The 22,323-nt window shown below is 37.8% G+C and carries 23 protein-coding genes and 2 riboswitches; of the genes, 16 read left to right on the plus strand and 7 right to left on the minus strand.

Features of this window, described 5'->3' with window-relative positions; all coding sequences use genetic code 11:
- Nucleotides 1–135, plus strand: a 135-nt coding sequence (locus ACE198_RS03420) for a transposase (RefSeq protein WP_375374853.1), incomplete at its 5' end; no start/stop codon positions are given.
- A gap of 210 nt (nt 136–345) precedes the next feature.
- Nucleotides 346–930, plus strand: coding sequence for a DUF2087 domain-containing protein (locus ACE198_RS03425; RefSeq protein ID WP_375374854.1), 585 nt, complete (start codon nt 346–348; stop codon nt 928–930).
- A 32-nt stretch (nt 931–962) separates the two neighbouring features.
- Here the strand turns inward: ACE198_RS03425 and mtnK are convergent, their stop codons facing one another.
- Nucleotides 963–2,147, minus strand: coding sequence for an S-methyl-5-thioribose kinase (mtnK, locus tag ACE198_RS03430; RefSeq protein WP_375374716.1), 1,185 nt, complete (start codon nt 2,145–2,147; stop codon nt 963–965).
- A 101-nt stretch (nt 2,148–2,248) separates the two neighbouring features.
- Nucleotides 2,249–2,400, minus strand: a riboswitch (SAM riboswitch).
- A gap of 65 nt (nt 2,401–2,465) precedes the next feature.
- Complete coding sequence (locus ACE198_RS03435) at nt 2,466–3,251, minus strand: carbon-nitrogen family hydrolase (RefSeq protein WP_375374717.1); 786 nt, start codon at nt 3,249–3,251, stop codon at nt 2,466–2,468.
- Nucleotides 3,252–3,375: 124 nt separating this feature from the next.
- On the opposite strand from ACE198_RS03435, the gene ACE198_RS03440 reads away from it, so the two are divergent.
- The 6 genes from ACE198_RS03440 (at nt 3,376) to ACE198_RS03465 (ending at nt 8,504) form a co-directional block, all read left to right on the plus strand.
- Nucleotides 3,376–4,596 (plus strand): pyridoxal phosphate-dependent aminotransferase, encoded by a 1,221-nt coding sequence (locus tag ACE198_RS03440; protein WP_375374718.1) that lies wholly within the window; start codon nt 3,376–3,378, stop codon nt 4,594–4,596.
- A 134-nt stretch (nt 4,597–4,730) separates the two neighbouring features.
- A riboswitch (SAM riboswitch) is annotated at nt 4,731–4,841 on the plus strand.
- Nucleotides 4,842–4,915: 74 nt separating this feature from the next.
- A complete protein-coding gene (gene mtnW / locus ACE198_RS03445; RefSeq protein ID WP_375374719.1) occupies nt 4,916–6,127 on the plus strand; it encodes a 2,3-diketo-5-methylthiopentyl-1-phosphate enolase in 1,212 nt (403 codons plus the stop codon).
- Nucleotides 6,124–6,795, plus strand: coding sequence for a 2-hydroxy-3-keto-5-methylthiopentenyl-1-phosphate phosphatase (locus ACE198_RS03450; RefSeq protein WP_375374720.1), 672 nt, complete (start codon nt 6,124–6,126; stop codon nt 6,793–6,795). The genes mtnW and ACE198_RS03450 overlap by 4 nt, the downstream gene beginning before the upstream one ends.
- Nucleotides 6,792–7,412 (plus strand): methylthioribulose 1-phosphate dehydratase, encoded by a 621-nt coding sequence (locus tag ACE198_RS03455; RefSeq protein WP_375374721.1) that lies wholly within the window; start codon nt 6,792–6,794, stop codon nt 7,410–7,412. Before ACE198_RS03450 ends, ACE198_RS03455 begins: the two co-directional genes overlap by 4 nt.
- Before the next feature lie 40 nt (nt 7,413–7,452).
- The gene (locus ACE198_RS03460) at nt 7,453–7,983 is read left to right on the plus strand and encodes a 1,2-dihydroxy-3-keto-5-methylthiopentene dioxygenase (RefSeq protein ID WP_098572563.1); all 531 of its coding nucleotides are present in this window, start codon (nt 7,453–7,455) and stop codon (nt 7,981–7,983) included.
- A gap of 278 nt (nt 7,984–8,261) precedes the next feature.
- Nucleotides 8,262–8,504 carry an aspartyl-phosphate phosphatase Spo0E family protein gene (locus tag ACE198_RS03465; RefSeq protein ID WP_098572564.1) on the plus strand — a complete coding sequence of 81 codons (243 nt, stop codon included), beginning with the start codon at nt 8,262–8,264 and terminating at the stop codon, nt 8,502–8,504.
- 47 nt (nt 8,505–8,551) lie between these two features.
- Here the strand turns inward: ACE198_RS03465 and ACE198_RS03470 are convergent, their stop codons facing one another.
- Nucleotides 8,552–9,286 (minus strand): ZIP family metal transporter, encoded by a 735-nt coding sequence (locus tag ACE198_RS03470; protein ID WP_098572565.1) that lies wholly within the window; start codon nt 9,284–9,286, stop codon nt 8,552–8,554.
- Nucleotides 9,287–9,693: 407 nt separating this feature from the next.
- On the opposite strand from ACE198_RS03470, the gene ACE198_RS03475 reads away from it, so the two are divergent.
- From ACE198_RS03475 to ACE198_RS03490, 4 genes are read left to right on the plus strand one after another with little or no spacing between them, the layout of a single operon-like run.
- Nucleotides 9,694–10,518: an electron transfer flavoprotein subunit beta/FixA family protein gene (locus ACE198_RS03475; RefSeq protein ID WP_375374722.1), complete on the plus strand. Its 825-nt coding sequence runs from the start codon at nt 9,694–9,696 to the stop codon at nt 10,516–10,518.
- A gap of 35 nt (nt 10,519–10,553) precedes the next feature.
- Nucleotides 10,554–11,585: an electron transfer flavoprotein subunit alpha/FixB family protein gene (locus ACE198_RS03480; RefSeq protein WP_375374723.1), complete on the plus strand. Its 1,032-nt coding sequence runs from the start codon at nt 10,554–10,556 to the stop codon at nt 11,583–11,585.
- Complete coding sequence (locus ACE198_RS03485) at nt 11,578–12,873, plus strand: FAD-dependent oxidoreductase (RefSeq protein ID WP_098572568.1); 1,296 nt, start codon at nt 11,578–11,580, stop codon at nt 12,871–12,873. Before ACE198_RS03480 ends, ACE198_RS03485 begins: the two co-directional genes overlap by 8 nt.
- Nucleotides 12,873–13,157 carry a ferredoxin family protein gene (locus ACE198_RS03490; RefSeq protein WP_026566270.1) on the plus strand — a complete coding sequence of 95 codons (285 nt, stop codon included), beginning with the start codon at nt 12,873–12,875 and terminating at the stop codon, nt 13,155–13,157. Before ACE198_RS03485 ends, ACE198_RS03490 begins: the two co-directional genes overlap by 1 nt.
- 136 nt (nt 13,158–13,293) lie before the next feature.
- Here the strand turns inward: ACE198_RS03490 and ACE198_RS03495 are convergent, their stop codons facing one another.
- Nucleotides 13,294–13,641 carry a hypothetical protein gene (locus tag ACE198_RS03495; RefSeq protein ID WP_098572569.1) on the minus strand — a complete coding sequence of 116 codons (348 nt, stop codon included), beginning with the start codon at nt 13,639–13,641 and terminating at the stop codon, nt 13,294–13,296.
- A 223-nt stretch (nt 13,642–13,864) separates the two neighbouring features.
- Between ACE198_RS03495 and ACE198_RS03500 the strand changes: the two genes are divergently transcribed.
- Nucleotides 13,865–14,386, plus strand: a complete 522-nt coding sequence (locus ACE198_RS03500) for a hemerythrin domain-containing protein (RefSeq protein WP_257148469.1) — start codon at nt 13,865–13,867, stop codon at nt 14,384–14,386.
- Nucleotides 14,387–14,410: 24 nt separating this feature from the next.
- Here the strand turns inward: ACE198_RS03500 and ACE198_RS03505 are convergent, their stop codons facing one another.
- Nucleotides 14,411–15,652 carry an MFS transporter gene (locus ACE198_RS03505; RefSeq protein ID WP_375374724.1) on the minus strand — a complete coding sequence of 414 codons (1,242 nt, stop codon included), beginning with the start codon at nt 15,650–15,652 and terminating at the stop codon, nt 14,411–14,413.
- Nucleotides 15,653–15,887: 235 nt separating this feature from the next.
- Between ACE198_RS03505 and ACE198_RS03510 the strand changes: the two genes are divergently transcribed.
- Both ACE198_RS03510 and ACE198_RS03515 read left to right on the plus strand, forming a co-directional pair.
- Complete coding sequence (locus tag ACE198_RS03510) at nt 15,888–16,328, plus strand: MarR family winged helix-turn-helix transcriptional regulator (RefSeq protein WP_251456282.1); 441 nt, start codon at nt 15,888–15,890, stop codon at nt 16,326–16,328.
- Nucleotides 16,329–16,431: 103 nt separating this feature from the next.
- Entirely contained in the window at nt 16,432–18,126 is a 1,695-nt protein-coding gene (locus ACE198_RS03515; RefSeq protein ID WP_375374725.1) for a M3 family oligoendopeptidase, read from the plus strand.
- Between the two features lie 50 nt (nt 18,127–18,176).
- Here ACE198_RS03515 and ACE198_RS03520 read toward each other — a convergent pair whose 3' ends face one another.
- Complete coding sequence (locus tag ACE198_RS03520) at nt 18,177–20,330, minus strand: ATP-dependent Clp protease ATP-binding subunit (protein WP_375374726.1); 2,154 nt, start codon at nt 20,328–20,330, stop codon at nt 18,177–18,179.
- A 192-nt stretch (nt 20,331–20,522) separates the two neighbouring features.
- Between ACE198_RS03520 and ACE198_RS03525 the strand changes: the two genes are divergently transcribed.
- On the plus strand, nt 20,523–21,572 hold the full coding sequence (locus tag ACE198_RS03525; RefSeq protein WP_375374727.1) for a YkvI family membrane protein: 1,050 nt from the start codon (nt 20,523–20,525) through the stop codon (nt 21,570–21,572).
- 33 nt (nt 21,573–21,605) lie between these two features.
- Here the strand turns inward: ACE198_RS03525 and ACE198_RS03530 are convergent, their stop codons facing one another.
- Nucleotides 21,606–22,217, minus strand: coding sequence for a CPBP family intramembrane glutamic endopeptidase (locus tag ACE198_RS03530; RefSeq protein WP_375374728.1), 612 nt, complete (start codon nt 22,215–22,217; stop codon nt 21,606–21,608).
- Nucleotides 22,218–22,323 lie beyond the last annotated feature (106 nt).

Genomic DNA, 22,323 nt, shown 5'->3' on the forward strand with positions numbered 1-22,323 from the left:
AAAGAAAAGCATGGTATGCGTTGGACAACCTTAAGAGGCCTAAAAAAATTGTCCATGCAAGCGATGCTTACTTTTGCTGCCATGAATTTGAAAAAGATGGCCAACTGGACATGGAAAAGTCCAGAAAAGGCCTAGATAAAGGTATAGAAAAGGTCAAAATTTGCTCTTACGAGCAAAAAAACCATAAAAAGGCATTCGATTAAGCTCATCGAATGCCTTTTGTCTACAATCTGAGACACTTCCTTTTGGGAGTGTTTTTTTTAAATTATTGACATGGTAAAGTTAATTTGATATATATCTAATTAGATGGTTATCGAAATTATAAAAAAGTGAGGTAGGAAATTGATCCAATTAGATAAAATCGTATCTTTTTATAAAACAATGGGAGATCCAACAAGAATTCGAATAGTAGCCATATTGGCGAAAGGCCCACTCCACGGTCAGGCGATTGCTGGAAAGCTTGGCCTGTCTGCTCCAACGATTACACATCATTTAAAGAAATTACGGGAAGTTCATGTGGTTTATGACAGAAGAGTCAAGAATACTATCTACTTTTACCTAAACGAATCATTGATAAATCAGCAGGCAAAGGTGTTTACAGAACTGTTAGAAAAAAAGGGAGAGGAGTTGGATGAAATGGTCGAGTCTAGTCTCGAGAGACAAAAAATCATCGAAAATTTCTTTACGAAAACTGGGAAACTAAAAAATATTCCAGCACAACGAAAAAAGAAATTAATCGTATTTGAACACATGATACAGGGGTTAAAAATGGGTGAAAAATACGAAGAAAAACAATTAAATGAGTTTATAAAACAATTCCATGATGACTATGCAACCATTCGCCGGGAATTTATCATTAATCACTATATGTTTCGAGAGAAGGGTATTTATGAACTAAACCCAGAAGAGATGTGGGCAAAAATCGACTAGAAAAGCAATCCAAAGTGGATTGCTTTTCTTACCTATATACGTTCTTTTATAGTTGCGATAAATGATGTTAGATCCTTAATTTCATTTCGTTGTTTTATTAGGATTCTTCCGAGCTCAATCGTTTTTTGTTTAGCAGTGATTCTGGTTTGCTCGTCCTCAATCCCATCTAAATCTGCAACATGTGCAAGGCCAATGGTTCTTCTGATTAATTCACAGCCTGCAAACCCGAGGGTATCCCCAAAAAACTTGGATATCTGATAGTTTAAGAATGTAGAAGTTTTTACAGCAATCTCTTTATTTTCTGTATTCCATAGGAATGTATATTGTTCCTCAAACACATTCCATACGGTTTCAATGTGGTTGATGAAAAGATCATGTTTTTTTTCATTCGCAATAACCTGGAAAAGGAGGTTCGCAAATACTTGACCTAAATCAAAGCCTGCAGGTCCGTAGAAAGCAAATTCAGGGTCAATTACTTTGGTTTCAGAAATACTAGCAAACACACTTCCAGTATGTAAATCTCCATGCAGGAGGGCCTCAGCCTCCGTTAAAAAGCTTTTCTTCAAGACATTTACATGAAATTTTAGTTCTTCATCATGCCAAAGAGCTTCGACTGCTGGACGAAGGCTATCCTCAAATTCATTTGTATCTGCATCCATAAATGGGTCGGTAAAGATCAAGTCCTCAGTGATTTTGCATAATTCGGGATTAATAAATTGTTGGACACGTTCTTTTTTTACTCCAGGGCCTAATCCGTAATCTGAAGTGTAAAATAATGTCTTAGCAAGATATTCACCCAGATGTTTAGCAATTAATGGATAGCTTTCACCTTTAATAAAGCCAGTTCTTGCGATCAAAAGATGGGAAAGATCCTCCATAATAGTTACAGCAAGGACATCATCTGTGAATAATACTTCTGGAACATATTCAGGAGCAATTTGCCCGAAAATTTTTAAGGCATCTGCTTCAATCTTTGCTCTTTTCAGTGTTAATGGCCAGCTTTCACCAACTACTTTTGCATATGGGAGAGCTTGTTTAATAATAATACTTTTTCCTTTTAATTCTTCGACAATATGAAAAACAAGATTGAGATTTCCGTCGCCAATCTCTTTGCAGGAGAGTTTAGCAGTGCCTGGAAAAATATTTAATTCCAGTGCAAGTTCTACCGCACTCTCGTTAGTTAATGGTTGGTATGTTTTCTGTTTTAGTAGACTCATAATGCTCCTCCTTGTTTTTGGGAGGCTTCATTGTGCATTAGGCACAAAAAAGCCTCTTTCTCATTTGAAAGAGGCTCGGGAAGACAAATTGTCTATCGCACCTCTCATCTCTCAGAAAGATAATCCTTCTGTTGGAATTAGCACCGTGCCTTATTGGAATCGTTAAGCGCAGGAAGCACTCTATTATCCAATTTGTTTAAGGTCGGTTGCTGGGCTTCAAAGGGCCAATCCCTCAGCCAGCTCGTGATAAGAGAATATTTATTTAACTGGTGAAAATCATATCAGCAATAAAATAATATTGTCAATATTTTTTGAAAATTAATTATAGTATTCGGGTTTTCTATCGATGAAAATAGGGATCTGTTTACGAATCTCTTTGACTAAATCCGTCTCAATTTCTGCAGATAAAATTTCTTCGCTTTCTTCAGCTTCCACTATTACCTCTCCCCACGGATCGATAATTAAGGAATGTCCAGCGAACTGGTTATTAGGATCTTGACCGGCACGGTTACAAGCAATGACATAACATTGGTTTTCAATGGCTCTGGCAATTAAAAGGGCTCTCCAATGAGACAATCGCTGCGCTGGCCATTCGGCAACCACAAACAGTGCCTCAGCCCCTTCAGATGTATGTGCTCGAATCCACTCCGGAAAGCGAATGTCATAACAAATAGTCCCGGCAAATTTATTATTTTCAATTTCAAAAAGTCCTTTTTGAGAGCCTGCTTCTAAATAAACATGTTCATCCATTAGCTTAAATAGGTGAAGTTTACTATACTGGTGAACGAGTTTACCCTCCTTATTGACGATGAGCAAGGTATTTTTTATACCGTTTTCTTCTCGGTTGGCTACAGATCCGCCAACAAAATTTACTTGGTACCTTTTTGCTGCCTTTTGAAGGAAATCAATGGTCTTACCAGCATGATTATCTGAAATTTCATTTAGACGAGTTAAGTCATACCCTGTTGTCCACAGCTCTGGTAGTACAATGATATCGGGCTGGCCGGCTACAGCCTTTTCAATGAGTCTTTCAGCAGATTGATAGTTTTTATTTGGATCCCCAAAGGCGATATCCATTTGTATACATGAAATTTTTAATTTCACGAATCTTCACCTCGTTTGAACTTTCGGAATTTTTTCTTTACAAGCTCTTATAAAAGTTATATCATTTGTGACTAGAATTTAACAATAGAATTACTTTTATAAATCATAAAAGCAGGTGAGAACCATGAAGCAATTTTCAACATCAGAGATATTAAATAGTCTTCCTAAGCAGTTTTTTGCTTCACTCGTTAAAAAAGTCGGGGAATATATTTCACAGGGGTATGATGTGATTAATTTGGGGCAAGGGAACCCCGATCAGCCAACACCGGCACATATCGTAGCAAAACTTCAGGAAGCCGCGGTGAATCCATTAAATCACAAATATTCTCCCTTTCAAGGGCACCAGTATTTAAAACAAGCTGCAGCTGATTTTTATTTTAGAGAATATGGAGTTCCCATTGATCCAGATAAAGAAGTGGCTATACTGTTTGGCGGTAAGGCGGGTCTTGTCGAAATTCCGCAGTGTTTATTGAATCCCGGCGACACCATCCTCGTGCCCGATCCAGGCTACCCGGATTATTTGTCAGGGGTTGCACTTGCAAAAGCCGAAATGGTAAGAATGCCGCTAAGGGAGGAAAATAATTTTCTACCGGATTATGGTGAGTTGAATGGGAATGTTTTAGATAGAGCAAAACTAATGTTCCTCAATTATCCTAATAATCCAACTGGTGCGGTAGCGACTCATGAATTTTTTGAGGAGACAATCAAACTAGCGAATGAACATGATATCTGTATAGTTCATGATTTTGCCTATGGTGCCATCGGGTTTGATGGTAAGAAACCAGTAAGTTTTTTACAGGTTCAAGGGGCAAAGGAAGTTGGAATTGAAATTTATACCTTATCTAAAAGCTATAATATGGCAGGCTGGCGTGTTGGTTTTGCAATTGGGAATGAAAGCGTCATTTCTGCTATTGAACTTTTACAAGATCATTTGTATGTCAGTTTATTTGGAGCCGTACAGGAGGCTGCTGCGGAGGCCTTAATTGGACCTCAAGACTGTGTAAAGGAATTAAACGAGTTGTATGAGCGAAGAAGGGATGTATTGATAAGTGGGCTTCATTCCTTGGGTTGGAATGTCAGCGCACCAAGGGGATCCTTTTTTGCCTGGCTTAAGGTTCCTGAAGGCTTTTCCTCTACGGAATTTGCTAATATTCTCCTTGAACAGGCACATATTATGGTTGCACCTGGAATTGGATTTGGTGAATTTGGAGAAGGGTATGTTCGGGTGGGACTACTTTCAACAGAAGAACGATTAGCTGAAGCCGTCGAAAGAATTAGTCGTTTAGAAATATTTAAAGAAAACTCCCCGAATGGCGAGCCCCTTAAGGCGGAGACGGAAGAGTAGTTGCACTTATGCGTTCAGAATTTTGTTTAAAATTCTGATTAGCCAGTTAAATCAATTGACATTTTATTTTTTTCTTGCGATAATGCAAATTAAAGTTAAACACACATTAATAACTGAATAATATACGAATCGTTTTCTTATCAAGAGCAGGCGGAGGGAAAAGCCCAATGAAGCCCGGCAACCGACTTAAATCTAGTTTTAAGCACGGTGCTAATTCTTGCAGCAACAAGGCTGATAGATGAGAAGATGTTAGTTAGCGGCTAACCTCTTCTTTGTTGAAGAGGTTTTTTATGTTTGAATAAAAGGAAGTGTTTTTATAATGACTGAAATTATTGCTACATATCTACTAAATAACGAAAAGAAACCATCCAAGAAGGCAGAAGAAATTGCCCTTGGTTTAACAGTTGGGTCATGGACGAATCTGCCTGAATTAGAACAAAACCAATTGCGTAAACATAAAGGAAGAGTTGTATCAGTCGAAGCGAATCCCTCAGAAACAGAAGAGCAAGCACTGATTAAAATTGCCTATCCAACGATAAACTTTTCTAATGACCTCCCTGCTATCTTAACAACCGTTTTCGGTAAACTTTCATTGGATGGAAAAATTAAATTACTTGATTTGCAATTTGATGAGGGATTAAAGAGGCAGTTCCCTGGTCCAAGATTTGGGATTGATGGACTAAGGAATAAATTAAACGTTAATAATCGACCGTTATTAATGAGCATCTTTAAAGGCGTACTCGGGAAAGACCTCACGTTTTTAGTCGAACAGTTAAAACAACAAGCCCTTGGTGGTGTTGATTTGGTCAAGGATGATGAAATCCTGTTTGAAAATGAATTAACACCATTTGAAAAAAGAATTGTCGAAGGGAAAAAAGCACTGCAAGAAGTGTTTGACCAAACAGGACACCGCACTTTATATGCTGTTAATCTAACAGGCAGAACTTCGCAGCTCAAAGAAAAAGCTAGAAAGGCTGCTGAACTTGGAGCAGACCTCTTATTATTCAATGTTTTTTCCTATGGGTTAGATGTGCTGCAGGAATTAAGAGAAGATGATGAAATTGCATTACCTCTTATGGCACATCCTGCTTTCAGTGGTGCATTGGCATCATCACCCGTATATGGAGTATCTCATTCTTTATTACTAGGTAAACTGCTTCGATATGCCGGTGCTGATTTGTCACTGTTCCCATCGCCGTATGGGACAGTTGCATTAGAAAAACCAAAGGCACTGTCGATTGCTAATGAATTAACAAGTGAGGACAGTTTTAAAAAGTCGTTCCCCGTTCCATCGGCTGGAATTCATCCTGGCTTGGTTCCATTGTTAATAGGTGATTTTGGTATCGATTCGGTTATTAATGCTGGAGGTGGAGTACATGGACATCCAGACGGTGCCCGGGGCGGCGGTCTTGCATTCCGACAAGCGATTGAAACTAATCTCCAAGGCAAGTTATTGTCTGAAGGGGCTGAAATGTATCCAGAACTTAAGCTGGCGCTAAAGCTATGGGGAAATGCAGAGGTAACAGTATGACAAAACCTGTAATCTTTTGTGATTTTGATGGAACCGTAACGGAAAGTGATAACATTATCCGGATGATGGAAGAATTTGCTCCTCAGGGATGGGAAGAAATTAAAGATCAAATTCTCACTTGCCAAATTTCCATTAATGAGGGAGTAGGAAAATTGTTCTCCTTATTACCTAGTCAATTGAAGGAAGAGTTGACTGCGTTTGCGATTGAGCATGCAAAAATCCGCCCGGGATTTAAAGAATTTGTAGAATTTTCGCATAAAGAAGAGATTCCTTTATATATTGTTAGCGGTGGGATTGACTTTTTTGTTTATCCGATATTAGAGAAGTTTGGACCATTTGCTGGTATTTATTGTAACGAATCTGATTTTTCAGGTGAGAGGATTAAAATTCTTTGGCCGAACGAATGCGATTCGTTATGTGACAATAATTGTGGCTGCTGTAAGCCGAGCATTATTCGAAAGCTGACCCATGAAAACGACCTGTTCAAGATTGTCATCGGAGATTCGGTCACAGATCTTGAGGCAGCGAAACATGCTAATTTTGTGTTAGCAAGAGATTTACTGCAGGAGAAATGTGAGGAATGGGGCATTAATCATCAAGAATTTAGTACGTTCTTCGAATGTATCGAGGAAATAAAAAAAAGAATTGAGGTGAGGGAATTAAAATGATAAAGGAGAGATGGAATGATCTAGCAGATGTAAAAGATGAACTTGCAAATCGTGACTGGTTTATGGGTACGAGTGGCAATCTAGCGATAAAAGTAAATGATCATCCACTCCAATTTCTGGTTACAGCTAGTGGTAAGGATAAGCGGAAACGTACGGATGAAGATTTTTTACTTGTTGATGAGTTTGGTCATCCTGTCGAACAAACACATTTAAAACCCTCAGCCGAGACACTTCTTCATGTTGAAATTTATCGTAAAACGAATGCTGGCTGCAGTCTTCATGTTCATACAATTGATAATAATGTTATTTCAGAAATATATGGTGATCAGGGTGTGGTCACCTTTAAAGGACAAGAGCTAATTAAAGCATTTGATATATGGGAAGAGGATGCAACCTTAAAAATACCGATCATTCGAAATTATGCACATATACCGACTCTGGCTGCTGAATTCTCTGAACATATTTCAGGTGATACAGGTGCTATTTTAATTCGTAACCATGGAATCACGGTATGGGGGAGAACTGCATTTGAAGCGAAAAAAATACTTGAAGCTTCTGAGTTTTTATTTCGGTATCAATTACGGTTATTAGAACATAAACCATCCCCAATTATTTAACGCAGTCTAATCAACCAAAAATGGAAAGGAAGAATATAAAATGGCATATATTACATTTCAAAACAAAGAAGAGCAAATAAATGTTCAAGAAGAGGTTGCAAGTTTCCTTGAATCTCAAGAAGTTATTTATGAAAATTGGGATATTAGCAAGCTCCCTAGTGATTTGGTAGAAAAGTACCTTTTGAGTGAGGGAGAAAAAGAAGAAATATTAAGTGTTTTTTCTGAAGAAATCGCTGATATCTCTGCTAGACGGGGGTACAAAGCTCAAGATGTCATTTCACTATCAGAAAATACGCCGAATTTGGATGTTTTGCTGACAAATTTTAAAAACGAACATCATCATACAGATGATGAAGTTCGCTTTATTGTCAGTGGTCACGGTGTATTTGTCATTCAAGGAAAAGATGGTGAGTTCTTTGAGGTACATTTAAATCCTGGCGACTTGATTTCAGTACCCGAAAATACAAGACACTATTTTACCTTAGAAGAAGACAGAAAAGTTGTTGCAGTAAGGATATTTGTAACAACCGAAGGATGGGTTCCAATTTACGAGAAGTTAGAAGTTCAATAATAGTAAGAGGAAAACTGGCTGCTGTGTTAAAGCGGCCAGTTTTTTTAGCTCCCAACTTATTAATTTACTGGAATAGGGTTTTTATGAAAAATGAAGAATTTTGTCGCAAAACCGATATATTAAACAAAGAAATTGTCGAAAAACAAAAGAAATAGGAAGTTTTGTCTACTTTTGCGAATGTGTTTACTTTTAGTAAAATTCTTGTCATAATTCATCAAGTAGTCTAAATTTTAGTGGTTTACTGCAATTGGGTAATAGGTAGGGGGAAGCGGAAACACATGTACGAGCATTGTAATAATTATAATGAAATGATTGAAGAGATTAAGAAAAAAAGGCAACTAATGATTAATAGTGCCAACTCACTTGGGTTTACGAGTGAAGTAACTATAAAATATAGTCAAGAGCTGGATGAATTAATAAACAAGTATCAAAAGGCTATGGAAGGATCCTCCAAGCCAAATGATGAAATTAAGTTTGCTTTTAAACAAATGATTATGATTTGGCCTAAAATATTGATTTAATAACAATACAAAAACAACCATTTCGATTAGGCCCCGTTTTTTTAAACCTATGAAAATATATCAATAATGTACACCATGACCAGCAGTCCCATGATAAATGCATAGGTGGACACCCGCTCATTTCCGTCTCCATGGCTTTCGGGTATCAATTCCTTATAAATGATAAATAACATTGCCCCGGCTGCAAAAGAAAGCCCATAGGGTACTAGACCTTGAACATATGATGTCAAGAAATATCCTAATAAAGATGTAACGATTTCAATGGCTCCCGTCAAGGTCGCTATAATGAAGGCCTTCCACTTACCTATCCGCTGATTAATTAAAAATAATGCGACAAGAAGGCCTTCCGGTGCATTTTGAAATCCAATTGCCAAAGCGATAAGATTGCCTGTATCGCCTTGCTCCGACGCGTAACTGACACCAACTGATAATCCTTCAGGAATATTATGCAGCGTAATCGCAGAAATAATTAATAGAGCTTTCTCGTCAAACTGAATTCCAGATTTGTTATGTTGTAAGTCAATATGAGGGATATTTTTTTCTAATAGAGTAAGCGTCCATACTCCTAGACAGATTCCTACAAAAAGTGATGCAAATCCACCGTATTTCAATGCCTCAGGAATTAAACCTATCGTAGAAGCTGCCATCATAATACCAGCACTAAAGGCTAATAAAATATCCTTCCAGCGATGTGTAATAGAATGTTGAATAAATAGAATGAGTAGTGCACCTGCCCCAGTAGATAGCGCTGAAAGTACACTGCCAAAAATAACCTCAGTCATCACATACTTCCTTCCTTATCCAATAATCCTAATCAAGACATCTACAAAATTAGACATGAACTGTGATTTTTATCATTGTTTATATCTAAATATTTCATATAGTTATATTAGTACTATTAATCAAATATTTACATCACGATTAACTACATATCTTACCACAACTTGTCATAACTTCAAATTGTTAATACTTTTATCACTGCCTCTTAGATATTGCATAAAGATTTGTTTGGAATCTTTTACACATCACTAGTTTAAGTAAAATCCAGTAAGAAATTTAGAAATCTATCAATGTTTGGTACTATGCTTCTGTTGCGATACATATATCGTTAATAAAAGCATTTTTCAACCATAAGGGAGCAAACGCTTTCGCTAATTCTAGAGATCATATGGAGGAGGGAAATTCCTACATGCATATTGTCGTATGTGTCAAACAAGTACCCGATACAAAAATTATTAAAATCAACCCAAAAACGAACACACTCGACCGCCGCAGTGCACCTGCTATCTTGAATCCTTACGATGCCCACGCTGTTCAGGAGGCGGTAAAAATCAAGGAGAAAACTGGGGGGATTATTTCTGTTTTATCAATGGGTCCGCCGCAAGCGACTGAAATCATAAGAAAGAGTATAGAAATAGGTGCAGATAAAGGATATCTAATTTCAGACCGTGCCTTTGCAGGAGCAGATACACTGGCAACAAGTTACGCTCTTTCAAAAGCTTTAGAAAAAATAAATAAAGAGCACCCAGTGGATCTGATTATTTGTGGAAAGCATGCAATCGATGGTGATACAGGACAAGTTGGGCCCGGAATCGCAAGAAGGATGGATATCCCGCCAATTACCAATGTAATTGAAGTGACAGAGGTCAATCAGAAAGAAAAGACAGTACTGATAAAACGAAAATTAACAAACGGCTATGAGTTGATTCAGTCAGAAATACCTTGCTTATTAACAGTTGAAAAAGAGATTAATGAGATTGAGTATTCACCAATGACCAACATGATTAAAGCTGCAAGGTATGAACCGATAATTTGGGCAGTAAGTGACTTTGAAAATGTTGAACGATCACAGCTAGGACTAAAAGGTTCACCAACAATTGTAGGGAAGATGTTTACACCGCCTCGTCCAGAAGGTGGAAAAAGACTAGAAGGTGCTATAGATGAGCAGGTTAAGCAACTTATGGACCTTTTGATGGAGAAGAAGGAACTATTAACAATCCAGATATCTAAATAATATAGAACAATTTTTTGTCAAGGGGGGAAATTAATATGAATCTAGACGATTATCGAGGAGTCTGGGTATTCATTGAACAAAATGATGGCAGGGTCGAAGGCGGTTCTCTAGAATTACTTGGTGCAGGAAGAGAGTTAGCAGATAAATTACAAGTCCCATTAGCTGGCTTTTTACTTGGTCATGAAATAAGACCATTGGCTGATAAAATCATTTCTTATGGTGCAGACATTGTATATATGGTTGATCATCCTGTTTTAATGAATTATCGTACAGAATCATATATGAAGGGTGTAATGCTCCTTGCAAAAAAATACAAACCAGAGATCATCCTTTACGGTGCAACACCCAATGGGAAAGATTTAGCAAGTGCCGTAGCTACAGATTTAAACACTGGTTTAACGGCAGATACAACCATGCTGGACGTGGATATTGATAACAGATTACTAGAAGCAAGCAGACCTGCCTTTGGTGGTAATATTATGGCAACCATCCTTTGTAAGAAACATCGACCGCAAATGGCAACAGTGAGACCAAAGGTAATGAAGGCATTAGAACCTGAGTCAAGGAGAACTGGCAAAATCATTGAGGAAAAAATATCACTTCATGAAGAAGATATGCGTACAAAGGTATTGCAAATTGTGAATGACGTAACAAAAAAAGTCAATTTAGCTGATGCCCATGTCATCGTCTGTGGCGGAAAGGGAATGGGAGATTTGCAGAACTTCCAGCTTCTATATGAATTTGCAGAAACCATTGGTGCAACGGTTGGTGGTACACGTGATGTTGTTGAGGCTGGCTGGCTGCCGCATCACCTTCAAATTGGTCAAACAGGTGAGACAGTCACTCCAAAAATTTATTTTGCCGTTGCCTTATCTGGAGCCATTCAGCATGTCGTTGGTATGAAAAATTCTGATTTCATTATCGCGATTAACAAAGATCCCAATGCGCCAATTTTTGATGTTGCGACATATGGAATTGTTGGAGATGCCTTGGAAATCATTCCAAAATTAACCGAACAATTTAGGCAGATTAAATCTGTAAAGGGCGGTGAAATAAGTTATGTCTGAAAAATTTGATGTAATTGTCGTTGGTGCTGGACCAGCAGGTACTTCATGTGCCCTTACCTGTGCAAAAAGTGGACTAAACGTTTTACTACTTGAAAGAGGGGAATACCCAGGGGCTAAAAACGTAATGGGCGGGGTATTGTACCGAAAGCAAATGGAGGAATTAATTCCTGAATTTTGGAAGGAAGCACCTTTGGAACGACCTGTGATTGAACAGCGTTTTTGGATGATGGATAAAGAATCTGTTGTTCAATTTGGATACAAAGGTCTCGAATGGGGTGTAGAACCATATAATAATTTTACAGTCCTACGTGCACAGTTTGATCAATGGTTTGCCAAAAAGGCAGTAGATGCAGGTGCCCTCCTTATAAATGAAACAGTAGTAACTGAATGTATTGTTGAAAACGGTAAGGTCGTTGGAGTTCGTACTGACCGTCCAAATGGTGAGGTATATGCTGATGTCGTTGTGCTTGCAGACGGGGTTAACTCGCTCCTTTCAAAACAGTTGGGCTTCCATAAAGAATTTCGACCAGATGAAGTTGCTTTAACAGTAATGGAAGTGATTAATTTACCAAAAGAAAAAATCAATGATCGTTTTAATTTGGAAGATAATCAGGGGTGTACCATTGAAATCTTTGGGGACTCAACAAAAGGCAACCTAGGAACCGCGTTTGTATACACCAATAAAGAAAGCTTAAATATTGGAGTAGGTACAACACTATCGAGTATGATCAAAGCGAAAATAAAGCCATATGAGCTCCTAGACTACTTAAAAACTCACCCTATGGTAAAACCAATGCTCGCTGGGGGAGAATCGGCTGAATATCTTGCCCATCTCATACCAGAAGGCGGCTACCGTTCCGTTCCTAAAGTGGCTGGAAATGGAGTCATTGTCGTTGGAGATGCAGCACAGCTAGTCAATGCGATTCATCGTGAAGGTTCGAACATGGCGATGTCATCTGGAAAAATGGCTGCAGAAGCTGTAGTTCAGGCACATAGTCGCGGGGATTTCAGTGAATCAAGCTTAAATAGCTATCGTGATGCACTAAATAGTAGTTTCATAATGAAGGATTTAGAGAAATATAAGGATGCTGCACATACCTTTGAGAAGTATCCACAATATTTTAATGAATATGTTCCAATGATGAATAAAGCTATGAGCAAATTCTTTACCGTTGATGGAACACCGAAGCGGGAAAAACAAAAACAAATCATGAAGAGTGTGACTTCAGAACGTGGAACCATCCGTGTGATACAAGATATTTATCGTGCTTGGAAGGCGGTGAAATAATGTCAACGAAAAATATCGAGGAAAAACAGTATCTCCTCCGTTTTAAATGTGATACGAAATCTCATTTGACCGTACTGGATCATGACGTCTGCATGACAAAATGTCCCGATAAGCTTTGTACAGTATTTTGCCCTGCTGAGGTTTATAAGTGGGAAGGAACACGCATGCAGGTAGGCTATGAGGGCTGCCATGAATGCGGAAGCTGTCGGATCGGCTGTCCATATCAAAATATTAAATGGGAATACCCTAAAGGCGGACATGGAATTGTCTTTAGGTTAGCTTAAGTTTCAAATGAAAAAAGTGCTGTCTGCAATCGCAGACAGCACCTTTTTTATGTAAATTTTTCTTTTTTACTATATGTGGGTTATTTCACAAATGAAGGTAAAAAGAAGGTGAAGCAGAAGGTAATATTTTTAGGGGTTAGCTTATCTTCTCTAGAAGCGTTGCTGAAGAAAGTTTATCGTTTTTGCCGGCTGTAACGAGAGAAGATGCAAATGCGTTTGCATGATCAATTAACTCCATGTTTGGAGAACAATAATAAGGCTTTTTCCAATCGAAGTCTCCTTCACAATCAGCAGGGTATATACTTACTTTCCAATGAAAATATATTTTTGTCTGTGGGAGTTGAACCCCTTCTACGGCAATCAGCCAATGGGTTGAAGGTGAGTTCGCATAATATGCACTGGATTCCTGTAAGGCAATTTGGTCATTTACACCAATGGGGATTAGTGCCTTTTGATAAAAATCGTGATAATTTGGGGTTTTCATTTCTTTTCCCTCCCTTATAATTGTCTACCTCTATTATATGAAACATTTAATCTTTTTTTGTGTGATAAATGTTAAAATTATTAAAAAAATTAGTGAACTTTCATTAAACTGACAAAATTTCATTAATTGATTCCCAATGTTACATAAATGTGAGCAAAGTCACTACATAGACTACTGGTTGATTTTATACTTGTACCAATAAAAGTGATTGAGGTGATTGTAGATGAGTGGCTGTATGAGTGCGTTTGGAGGCATGCCCCAAGCTGAATTAAGTAAAGGACTTAAGCAATTAAAAGGTGAACATCCACCGTTATTAAAGCAATTAGATGACATGTACGAGTTGACACAAAAAATTGACCAAGAAATAGGTATTGAGACTAATTTCTCAGCATTAATTACAAGTGTAAAAGAATTTAAGACCGCATTAGACCCCCATTCCGAACGAGAAGAAGGTGTTCTTTTTCCGATGATGGGTGTTTATATCGGAACAACTTCAGGACCTATTGCTGTAATGGAGTATGAGCATGACCAAGCAAAAACCAAAATTGGCGAATTTCTTACAAATATAGAAAATAAATCGGGGGCCATTGAAGAAATGAAAAAAGCAGCACAGCTCGTTCAAAGTGCTTACTTTATCTTAACAGAGCATTTCTCCAAAGAGGAAAATGTTTTATTCCCAATGGCGGAAAGAATGCTAACAGACGAGGAAAAGGAAGAACTATATCAAAAAATCCAGGAAAAATAAAAGGATGGGCTCCGTGCCCATCCTTTATTTTTCCTGCTTATTCCATTCCAAAATCTTCTTATCGGTCGGAAGAAGGAAAGCTATTATACCAAGTATTGGGAGCACTCCGAGCCATCGGATCATTGATTGCAGTCCAATCCAGTCTGCAATATAACCAAGGCCTACAGAACCAATTGCCCCCATACCAAATGCAAGGCCAACTGTTAATCCTGACATCGTCCCAATTTTACCTGGGACTAATTCCTGAGCGTATACTACCGTAACTGAGAAACTAGTCATTAAGATAAATCCAGTGATAATCAGGAAAATAAACGCCAGCGTGGGCGGTGTATACGGAATTAAAATAGAAAAGGGAACGGTCATTAACATTGAGATCGTAATAATGGTTTTCTTTCCAAAGCGATCTGAAAGCGGCCCTCCGAAAAAAGTACCAACTGCTCCCGAAACTAAAAAAGCGAAGAGGAAGAGTTGAGACTGTTTAATCGTCAAAGAATATTCCTTGATTGCATAAAAAGTGTAAAAATTTGTAATTCCAGAAGTGTACCAAGTTCTAGCAAAAATTAATAACAGAATCAAAACTAATGTAGTTTTTACCTCTTTCGTTAACCCTTTATTCGTTCCTGCACTAGATTTCTTTTTCTTTAATACATTTGGAGAAACTATTAATCTCTGATGGTACCAATTAGCGATATAGACTAATAAAATTACCGCAAGTGCAGCGACAACCGTAAACCAGGAAGCTCCAATTTGCCCAAGAGGAACTAAAATTAATGCTGTAATTAAAGGGGCTAGTGCCTGCCCTGTGTTACCGCCGACCTGATATATGGATTGAGCCAATCCACGGCGATTTCCCGCTGCCATATATGCAACTCTAGAACCCTCTGGATGAAATACCGCTGACCCAAGACCAATGAACAGAACTGACAGTACAATCAATCCGAAGCTTGAAGCAAATCCTAATCCAAGAATACCGACTAAAGTGAAAGTGAGCCCAATCGGCAGTGCGTAGGGCATTGGTTTTTTATCGGTAATAAACCCGACAATAGGCTGCATAACGGACGAAACCATATTTAAGGAAAAAGCAATTATCCCAAGTTGGGTAAAACTCAAGCCCATTGATTTTTCCAGAATAGGAAACATCGCAGGAACGACGGCCTGAATGGCATCATTTAATAAATGGCACAATCCAATAATAAATAAAATTTTGTAGATGGTTGCTTCAGAAGTATTGGATTTGCGTGATGGTAAAACTGCTGATTGACTCATAAACATCCCTTCTTTATTAAAGTAGTTGTAAATATATGCTAACCTTATCTTACTATTGAAAGAGGGAAATAAGAAATATTTATTCTTTATTCAACAAAAATTCTTAGCTCCTCTTTGTTGGGTAAATTGACAACTAGTCAAAAATTCCTTATAATAATCTTGAAATCAAGATATTTATAAGAACCGGTCACTTATATTAATGAAATTTATATAAAACTAAAAGGATGAGTTTTTTATGGAAAATAATTCAACTGCTAATTCATTAAAGCTTTTTATCGTCCTTTCAAGAGCATATAAAGCTATTAACGAACATGTAAATAAAGTAATCCAGGCAAACGGGTTAAACCCTACGGAATTTGCCGTTCTGGAACTTCTGTATCATAAGGGTGACCAGCCCATGCAGCAAATTGGCGGGAAAATCTTGCTTGCAAGTGGAAGTATTACTTACGTGGTCGACAAGCTTGAACAAAAAGGAATGTTAAGAAGAATTGCCTGTCCGAAAGATCGCCGTGTCACTTATGCACAAATCACAGAAGACGGGAAAAAATTTATTCAGGAAATTTTCCCTGAACATGCAGAGCAAATCAATAGTCTCATGTCATCGCTTAGTGAATCTGAAAAACTAGAAGCGATTGAATTGTTAAAAAAGCTGGGAATACCTGCTGGTAAATTCTAATACGGTCATTTGGCCGTATTTTTTTTGTTGTCAGGAATGTTAAGCGATAGTATATAATAAAATAGGTGGAAATATTAGAAAAATTTACTAAGGGGTTGTTTCAATGGGGTTTGAAAACTATACATACATACGGCCAAATTTAGAAGAAGTAACTAAAAAATTTAATTCTGCAATTGAGAGTTTTAAAAACGCAACTTCACTAGATGAACAAAACGCGGTAATGAATGAGATTAATACACTAAGAAATGACTTGGGTACGATGTTCAATCTTTGTTATATCCGTCATTCCATTGATACGAATGATGAGTTTTACAAGGAAGAACAAGATTATATGGATGAAATTCAGCCTGAAGTGGAAGGGTTAGTGACAAAGTATTACCAAGTATTGGTTGATTCTAAGTTTAGGTCTCAATTAGAGGCAAAATGGGGGGAACAGCTTTTTGCCCTTGCCGAGGGACAGCTGAAGACATTCAAACCAGAAATCGTTCCATTACTTCAGAAAGAAAATCGATTGTCAACGGAATATACGAAGCTAATGGCATCTGCAAAGATTGACTTCGAAGGGGAAGAAAGAACTCTAGCCCAAATAGAACCGTTCGCTCAGTCAACGGACAGAGAAATGAGAAAAAGGGCAAATGAAGCGAAATTTGGATTTATGGTTGAGCATGAAGCAGAGTTTGATCGTATTTATGATGACCTTGTTAAAGTTAGGACTGAAATCGCTCAGAAACTTGGTTTTAAAAACTTTGTTGAACTTGGTTATTACCGGATGATGAGAACCGATTACAATGCAGAAATGGTTGCCAATTTCCGTAATCAAGTTAAGGAATATATTGTACCAATTGCAACAAAATTAAAGGCGCGCCAACAAGAAAGAATCGGTCTCGATAAGCTTAAATATTACGACGAATCTTTTAATTTTCAAACGGGAAACGCCACTCCAAAGGGCACTCCGGAATGGATTATTGAAAATGGGCAGCAAATGTATGAGGAACTTTCACAAGAAACTGGGGCATTCTTTCAATTTATGCAAGAAAATAATTTGATGGATCTTGTAGCGAAGAAGGGAAAAGCTGGCGGTGGCTATTGTACTTTTATTGAAAATTATAAAGCACCTTTCATTTTTTCAAATTTCAACGGTACCTCTGGAGATATTGATGTTCTAACACATGAGGCTGGTCATGCATTCCAAGTTTATTCGAGTCGTCATTTTGAGATTCCTGAATATGCTTGGCCGACATACGAAGCATGTGAAATTCATTCCATGAGTATGGAATTTTTCACATGGCCATGGATGGATTTGTTCTTTAAGGAAGACACCGATAAGTACAAGTTTTCTCATCTAAGTGATGCCCTATTATTCCTGCCTTACGGGGTATCCGTTGATGAATTCCAACACTGGGTCTATGAAAATCAAGAAGCAACCCCAAAAGAGCGTAAGCTTCAATGGCGTGAAATTGAGAAGAAGTATTTACCTCATAAAGATTACGACGAGAATGAATACTTAGAAAATGGCGGCTTCTGGCAGCGCCAAGGACATATCTATAATTCACCGTTTTACTATATAGATTATACACTTGCACAAATTTGTGCTTTTCAATTCTGGAAGCGCTCGAGAGAAAATCAAGAAGAGGCATGGGCAGACTATGTTAAACTATGTAAATTAGGCGGTAGTATGTCATTCACTAAGTTAGTTGAAGCAGCGAATTTAATCTCGCCATTTGAGGCCGGTTGTGTAGAATCCGTAGTGGGTGTGATTGAAAATTGGTTAAACTCTGTAGATGATAAAAAACTATAAATGAAAAAAGCGAAGCCCTTCTAGAATTTCTAGAAGGGCTTCGCTATTATTTATTTAACCACAGTAACATGGGAAACAACTTTTAGCTCATCTTCTTCAACAATAGCAGTTAATTTTTTAATCTCTGGCTGCTCTAAGATAAAATCCGCTATTTTATCTTCAAGCTGCTCTTGGATGACACGGCGGAGCGGGCGTGCACCGAAAGCTGGATGGTATCCAAGCCTTGCGAGTTTTTCTTTCGCTTCTTGTGTCACCATTAATTCAATCTTTTGTGCCGTAAGCATTTCTTGTAACTCATTAATCATTAAATCGACAATATAAAGGATATGCTCTTTGCTGAGTGAATTAAACTCAATGATACTGTCGAAGCGGTTCAGGAATTCAGGTTTAAAGAAACTGCCAAGTGAGTCAAGGATACTTGCTTCTTCAATCGCCTCGTTTGTACCGAATCCAACATGAACGGTCTTGTGGCCTACGCCAGCATTGCTTGTCATAATGATTACGGAATCCTTAAAGCTCACAATTCTTCCTTGACTATCCGTCAGGCGGCCATCTTCAAGAATTTGCAGGAATAGATGTTGAACATCTGGATGTGCCTTTTCAATTTCATCTAATAGAATAATGCAGTAAGGGTTTCTGCGTACTTTTTCTGTTAGCTGTCCTGCTTCTTCGTGACCTACATAGCCAGGAGGTGAGCCAATCAATTTAGAGATACTGTGTTTTTCCATGTATTCACTCATATCTAGTCGAATCATCGAATCCTTTGAGCCAAATAGTTCTTCGGCAAGTGTTTTAGTTAATTCTGTTTTACCAACTCCGGTGGGTCCAACAAATAAGAAGGAACCGATTGGGCGATGTTTTGATTTTAAACCGGCCCGACTGCGTCTAATTGCTTTCGCTACTTTATTTGCTGCTTTTTCCTGACCGATAACCTTAGACTTTAGATTTTCTTCTAAAGATTTCATTTTTAACTGTTCATCTTGTTGTAGTTTTCCAACTGGAATACCTGTTTTTTCTTCGATGATTTCTTGGATATGAGATACATCCACAAGAGGTCTCTCTATACCTGAAACCTTATTTAATGCTTTTTCCAGTTTGGCTTCTTCATCGCGAAGTGTAGCTGCCTTTTCATAATTCTCGCTTTTCAGTGCCTCTTCTTTTTCAACACCAATCTCTTTTAAGCGCTGTTCAATTTGTTCATTGTTTTGATAATCTGAATTAAGATTTAATTTTGAACCAGCCTCATCCAGTAAATCAATCGCCTTGTCAGGTAAGAAGCGGTCCTGGATATAGCGATGTGACAAGTGAACACAGGCAAGAATTGCTTGCTCAGAATAGGTCACTTGGTGATAATCTTCATATTTCTTTTGAATCCCTTTTAATATATCAATTGCAGCCTCTGGTGTTGGTTCAAGAACATGTACGGGCTGGAAGCGTCGTTCTAAAGCCGAATCTTTCTCGATTTGTCGATACTCCTTAAGTGTGGTTGCACCAACCAATTGAAGCTCACCGCGGGCTAAGGCAGGCTTTAAGATATTTCCTGCATCCATTGACCCTTCTGCGGAACCAGCACCAACAAGAAGGTGGATTTCATCGATAAAAAGAATAATATTTTTCCGGTCTTGTAATTCGGAAATGAGTTGTTTCATTCTCTCTTCAAATTGTCCGCGAATTCCTGTATTGGCAACGAGGGAAGCAACGTCTAGCAAGTAAACCTCTTTATTACGCAACTTACCAGGAACATCTCCTTCCGCAATTTTCTGCGCAAGACCCTCAGCTATCGCTGTTTTTCCCACTCCTGGTTCACCAATTAGGACAGGATTATTTTTATTACGTCTATTTAATATTTCGATAACACGCTTTACTTCTCCATCACGACCAATTACCGGATCAATTAATCCCGCTTTAGCCAGATGAGTTAAATTTCGTCCGAATTGATCTATAAAACTGCTATGTCCGCTTTTTCTCCCAGTTTGTGTAACAGGTTGACTGATGTCATCTTTCCCATGGGCTGCACTTGACATGAAAAAGTCTTCGAACGGGAAACCTTGGAAAAAGTTCATATTTTGACCCAGCCCTGCTCCTAAAGATTGCTTTTCTTTTGCATAACATTCATGACAAAGTTTAATTTCCTTACGCTGCCCATTAATAATCATATTTAATTGTACGTTTGCATTATTTTCATTACATTTTTGACAAAGCATAAGTAAATAACCTCCTATTAAATTATGGAATAATATTGTTTGACTTTGACTATATTTGACCTTATGTCGATAGTATACTCTGACCTTTTTTGACTTTCAAGAGAAATGTTTTGGCAATGCTTTCTAATTAAGGAAAAAAGCTCGTCTTTGTTTGTCCCTATCATCATATATTGATGATAAGGAGGAGATGATGTGAAGAGGGAATGGACGCAAGCGTTTCAGATAGCTGCAGTCTATGTAGGGACTGTAGTAGGGGCTGGTTTCGCCACGGGAAAAGAAATCGTTGAATTTTTTTCACGGTTTGGTTTCTTTGGCTTAATAAGTATAATAATGAGCGGATATCTCTTTATTTCATTGGGGTCGAAATTAATGAGAATGGCTGCACATATAAATGCAAAATCCTATCAAGAGTTTAATGAGTATTTGTTTGGCAAATGGCCAAGTCGTGTCATTAATATCTTTATGCTTTTTATGCTTCTTGGAGTTAGTGCAGTCATGCTTTCCGGAGCAGGGGCTGTATTTGAGGAGCAGTTAGGTTTGCCAAAAGCGGCCGGCGTTTTCTTGACCATTTTTTTATCCTTTTTAGTCATGTTAGTTGGAACAAAAGGTCTTTTTGCAGTTAATACATTTGTTGTTCCACTTATGATAACTTTCAGCCTTATCTTAATGCTCTTTTCAGTGCAAATGCCCCACTTTATCGATCAATTACTTTTTATTCCGCATGCGGATGATGGCTGGAGGAGTGTCATCGCCCCATTTTCTTATGTGGCATTAAATCTTGGCCTATCTCAAGCAGTTTTAGTGCCAATTGCTACAGAAGTGAAGGATGATTGGACGATTAAATGGGGAGGAATTCTTGGAGGGGCTGCTTTAACTATCATCTTAATTGCAAGTCACTTTTCGTTAATCATGCTTCCTAGTTTAGAAATATATAACATCCCAATGGCCATTGTCATGAAAAATTTAGCCCCTTTTTTATTTTGGATTTTTGTTCTCGTTATTTATGGAGAAATTTTCACCTCTGTGATTGGAAATGTGTTTGGACTCGATCGGCAGTTGAAACAATATTCGTCTATTCCGACAGTCCTATCTGTAACACTCATTTTTGTTGTTTCTTATTTAATCAGCCTTGTAAATTATGGGACGCTGCTCTCCTATTTATATCCTTTGTTTGGGTATATTTGTATGATTTTTTTTATTTTACTTTGGATAAAGCCATTACCAACAAGTGTCAGAAAATAAAAAAAAGCAGTTGTTCAGGAGAGCAACTGCTTTTTAATGCAAAGGTAAGAAAATAAACATCATCAAATCAAAAATGATATGAGAAACAATCACCAAAGGCATACTCTTTTTCCAAAGGTACAGATATCCCCAAGCGAAACCAGAAATAAAGGCTGCAAGTACTAATAAAAATGAGCCGGCATAAATATGGACAGAAGCGTACAGGATTGACGCTGCCAAAATACTGAACCCAGGCTTAAACATTTTGCTCAATCTTTTTTGGATAAACCCCCGCCAGAAAAGTTCTTCTCCTGGGGCTGCAACTAATACAAGGGCAATATATTGCCAAAATATTGTAGGAGCAAACCATTTATATAGGTTCCTAAGACTTGTATCATAGGGTAGATGCAGGATCTTCATTCCCCGAATCCCAAGCCAAAAGATACTATATAATAATAAACCGGTAAGTGCCCCAAGAAAAATATACTGAATAAAGGATACGTTATCATCCACCTCTTCTTGAAACATAGCATAAGCGATTAAGATTAAAATCGAACCAGCAAAAATATACCAAAAGATCACTTTATCATGAAAGGAAAAAAATAAAAGTACATGTGCAATAATTAATCCAATTAGTACGCGCGGGTCTTGGAAGAATTTCTTCATTACGCGATCTCCTTTTTACAAAACATAAAATATATTTTATCAAATAAGTTTTTCGAATGGAAATCATTACATCTCAAATTTTACGGTTTCGTTAGGTTAGAACATA

Source organism: Neobacillus sp. KR4-4 (assembly GCF_042136325.1).
GTDB lineage: Bacteria > Bacillota > Bacilli > Bacillales > Cytobacillaceae > Neobacillus.

What these genes read in the sequence shown, in the direction of transcription:
- mtnK (WP_375374716.1), bottom strand. Translation starts at nt 2,147, where the DNA reads ATGAGTCTACTAAAACAGAAAACATACCAACCATTAACTAACGAGAGT.
- ACE198_RS03440 (WP_375374718.1), top strand. Translation starts at nt 3,376, where the DNA reads ATGAAGCAATTTTCAACATCAGAGATATTAAATAGTCTTCCTAAGCAG.
- mtnW (WP_375374719.1), top strand. Translation starts at nt 4,916, where the DNA reads ATGACTGAAATTATTGCTACATATCTACTAAATAACGAAAAGAAACCA.
- ACE198_RS03450 (WP_375374720.1), top strand. Translation starts at nt 6,124, where the DNA reads ATGACAAAACCTGTAATCTTTTGTGATTTTGATGGAACCGTAACGGAA.
- ACE198_RS03455 (WP_375374721.1), top strand. Translation starts at nt 6,792, where the DNA reads ATGATAAAGGAGAGATGGAATGATCTAGCAGATGTAAAAGATGAACTT.
- ACE198_RS03460 (WP_098572563.1), top strand. Translation starts at nt 7,453, where the DNA reads ATGGCATATATTACATTTCAAAACAAAGAAGAGCAAATAAATGTTCAA.
- ACE198_RS03465 (WP_098572564.1), top strand. Translation starts at nt 8,262, where the DNA reads ATGTACGAGCATTGTAATAATTATAATGAAATGATTGAAGAGATTAAG.
- ACE198_RS03470 (WP_098572565.1), bottom strand. Translation starts at nt 9,286, where the DNA reads ATGACTGAGGTTATTTTTGGCAGTGTACTTTCAGCGCTATCTACTGGG.
- ACE198_RS03475 (WP_375374722.1), top strand. Translation starts at nt 9,694, where the DNA reads ATGCATATTGTCGTATGTGTCAAACAAGTACCCGATACAAAAATTATT.
- ACE198_RS03480 (WP_375374723.1), top strand. Translation starts at nt 10,554, where the DNA reads ATGAATCTAGACGATTATCGAGGAGTCTGGGTATTCATTGAACAAAAT.
- ACE198_RS03485 (WP_098572568.1), top strand. Translation starts at nt 11,578, where the DNA reads ATGTCTGAAAAATTTGATGTAATTGTCGTTGGTGCTGGACCAGCAGGT.
- ACE198_RS03490 (WP_026566270.1), top strand. Translation starts at nt 12,873, where the DNA reads ATGTCAACGAAAAATATCGAGGAAAAACAGTATCTCCTCCGTTTTAAA.
- ACE198_RS03495 (WP_098572569.1), bottom strand. Translation starts at nt 13,641, where the DNA reads ATGAAAACCCCAAATTATCACGATTTTTATCAAAAGGCACTAATCCCC.
- ACE198_RS03500 (WP_257148469.1), top strand. Translation starts at nt 13,865, where the DNA reads ATGAGTGGCTGTATGAGTGCGTTTGGAGGCATGCCCCAAGCTGAATTA.
- ACE198_RS03505 (WP_375374724.1), bottom strand. Translation starts at nt 15,652, where the DNA reads ATGAGTCAATCAGCAGTTTTACCATCACGCAAATCCAATACTTCTGAA.
- ACE198_RS03510 (WP_251456282.1), top strand. Translation starts at nt 15,888, where the DNA reads ATGGAAAATAATTCAACTGCTAATTCATTAAAGCTTTTTATCGTCCTT.
- ACE198_RS03515 (WP_375374725.1), top strand. Translation starts at nt 16,432, where the DNA reads ATGGGGTTTGAAAACTATACATACATACGGCCAAATTTAGAAGAAGTA.
- ACE198_RS03520 (WP_375374726.1), bottom strand. Translation starts at nt 20,330, where the DNA reads ATGCTTTGTCAAAAATGTAATGAAAATAATGCAAACGTACAATTAAAT.
- ACE198_RS03530 (WP_375374728.1), bottom strand. Translation starts at nt 22,217, where the DNA reads ATGAAGAAATTCTTCCAAGACCCGCGCGTACTAATTGGATTAATTATT.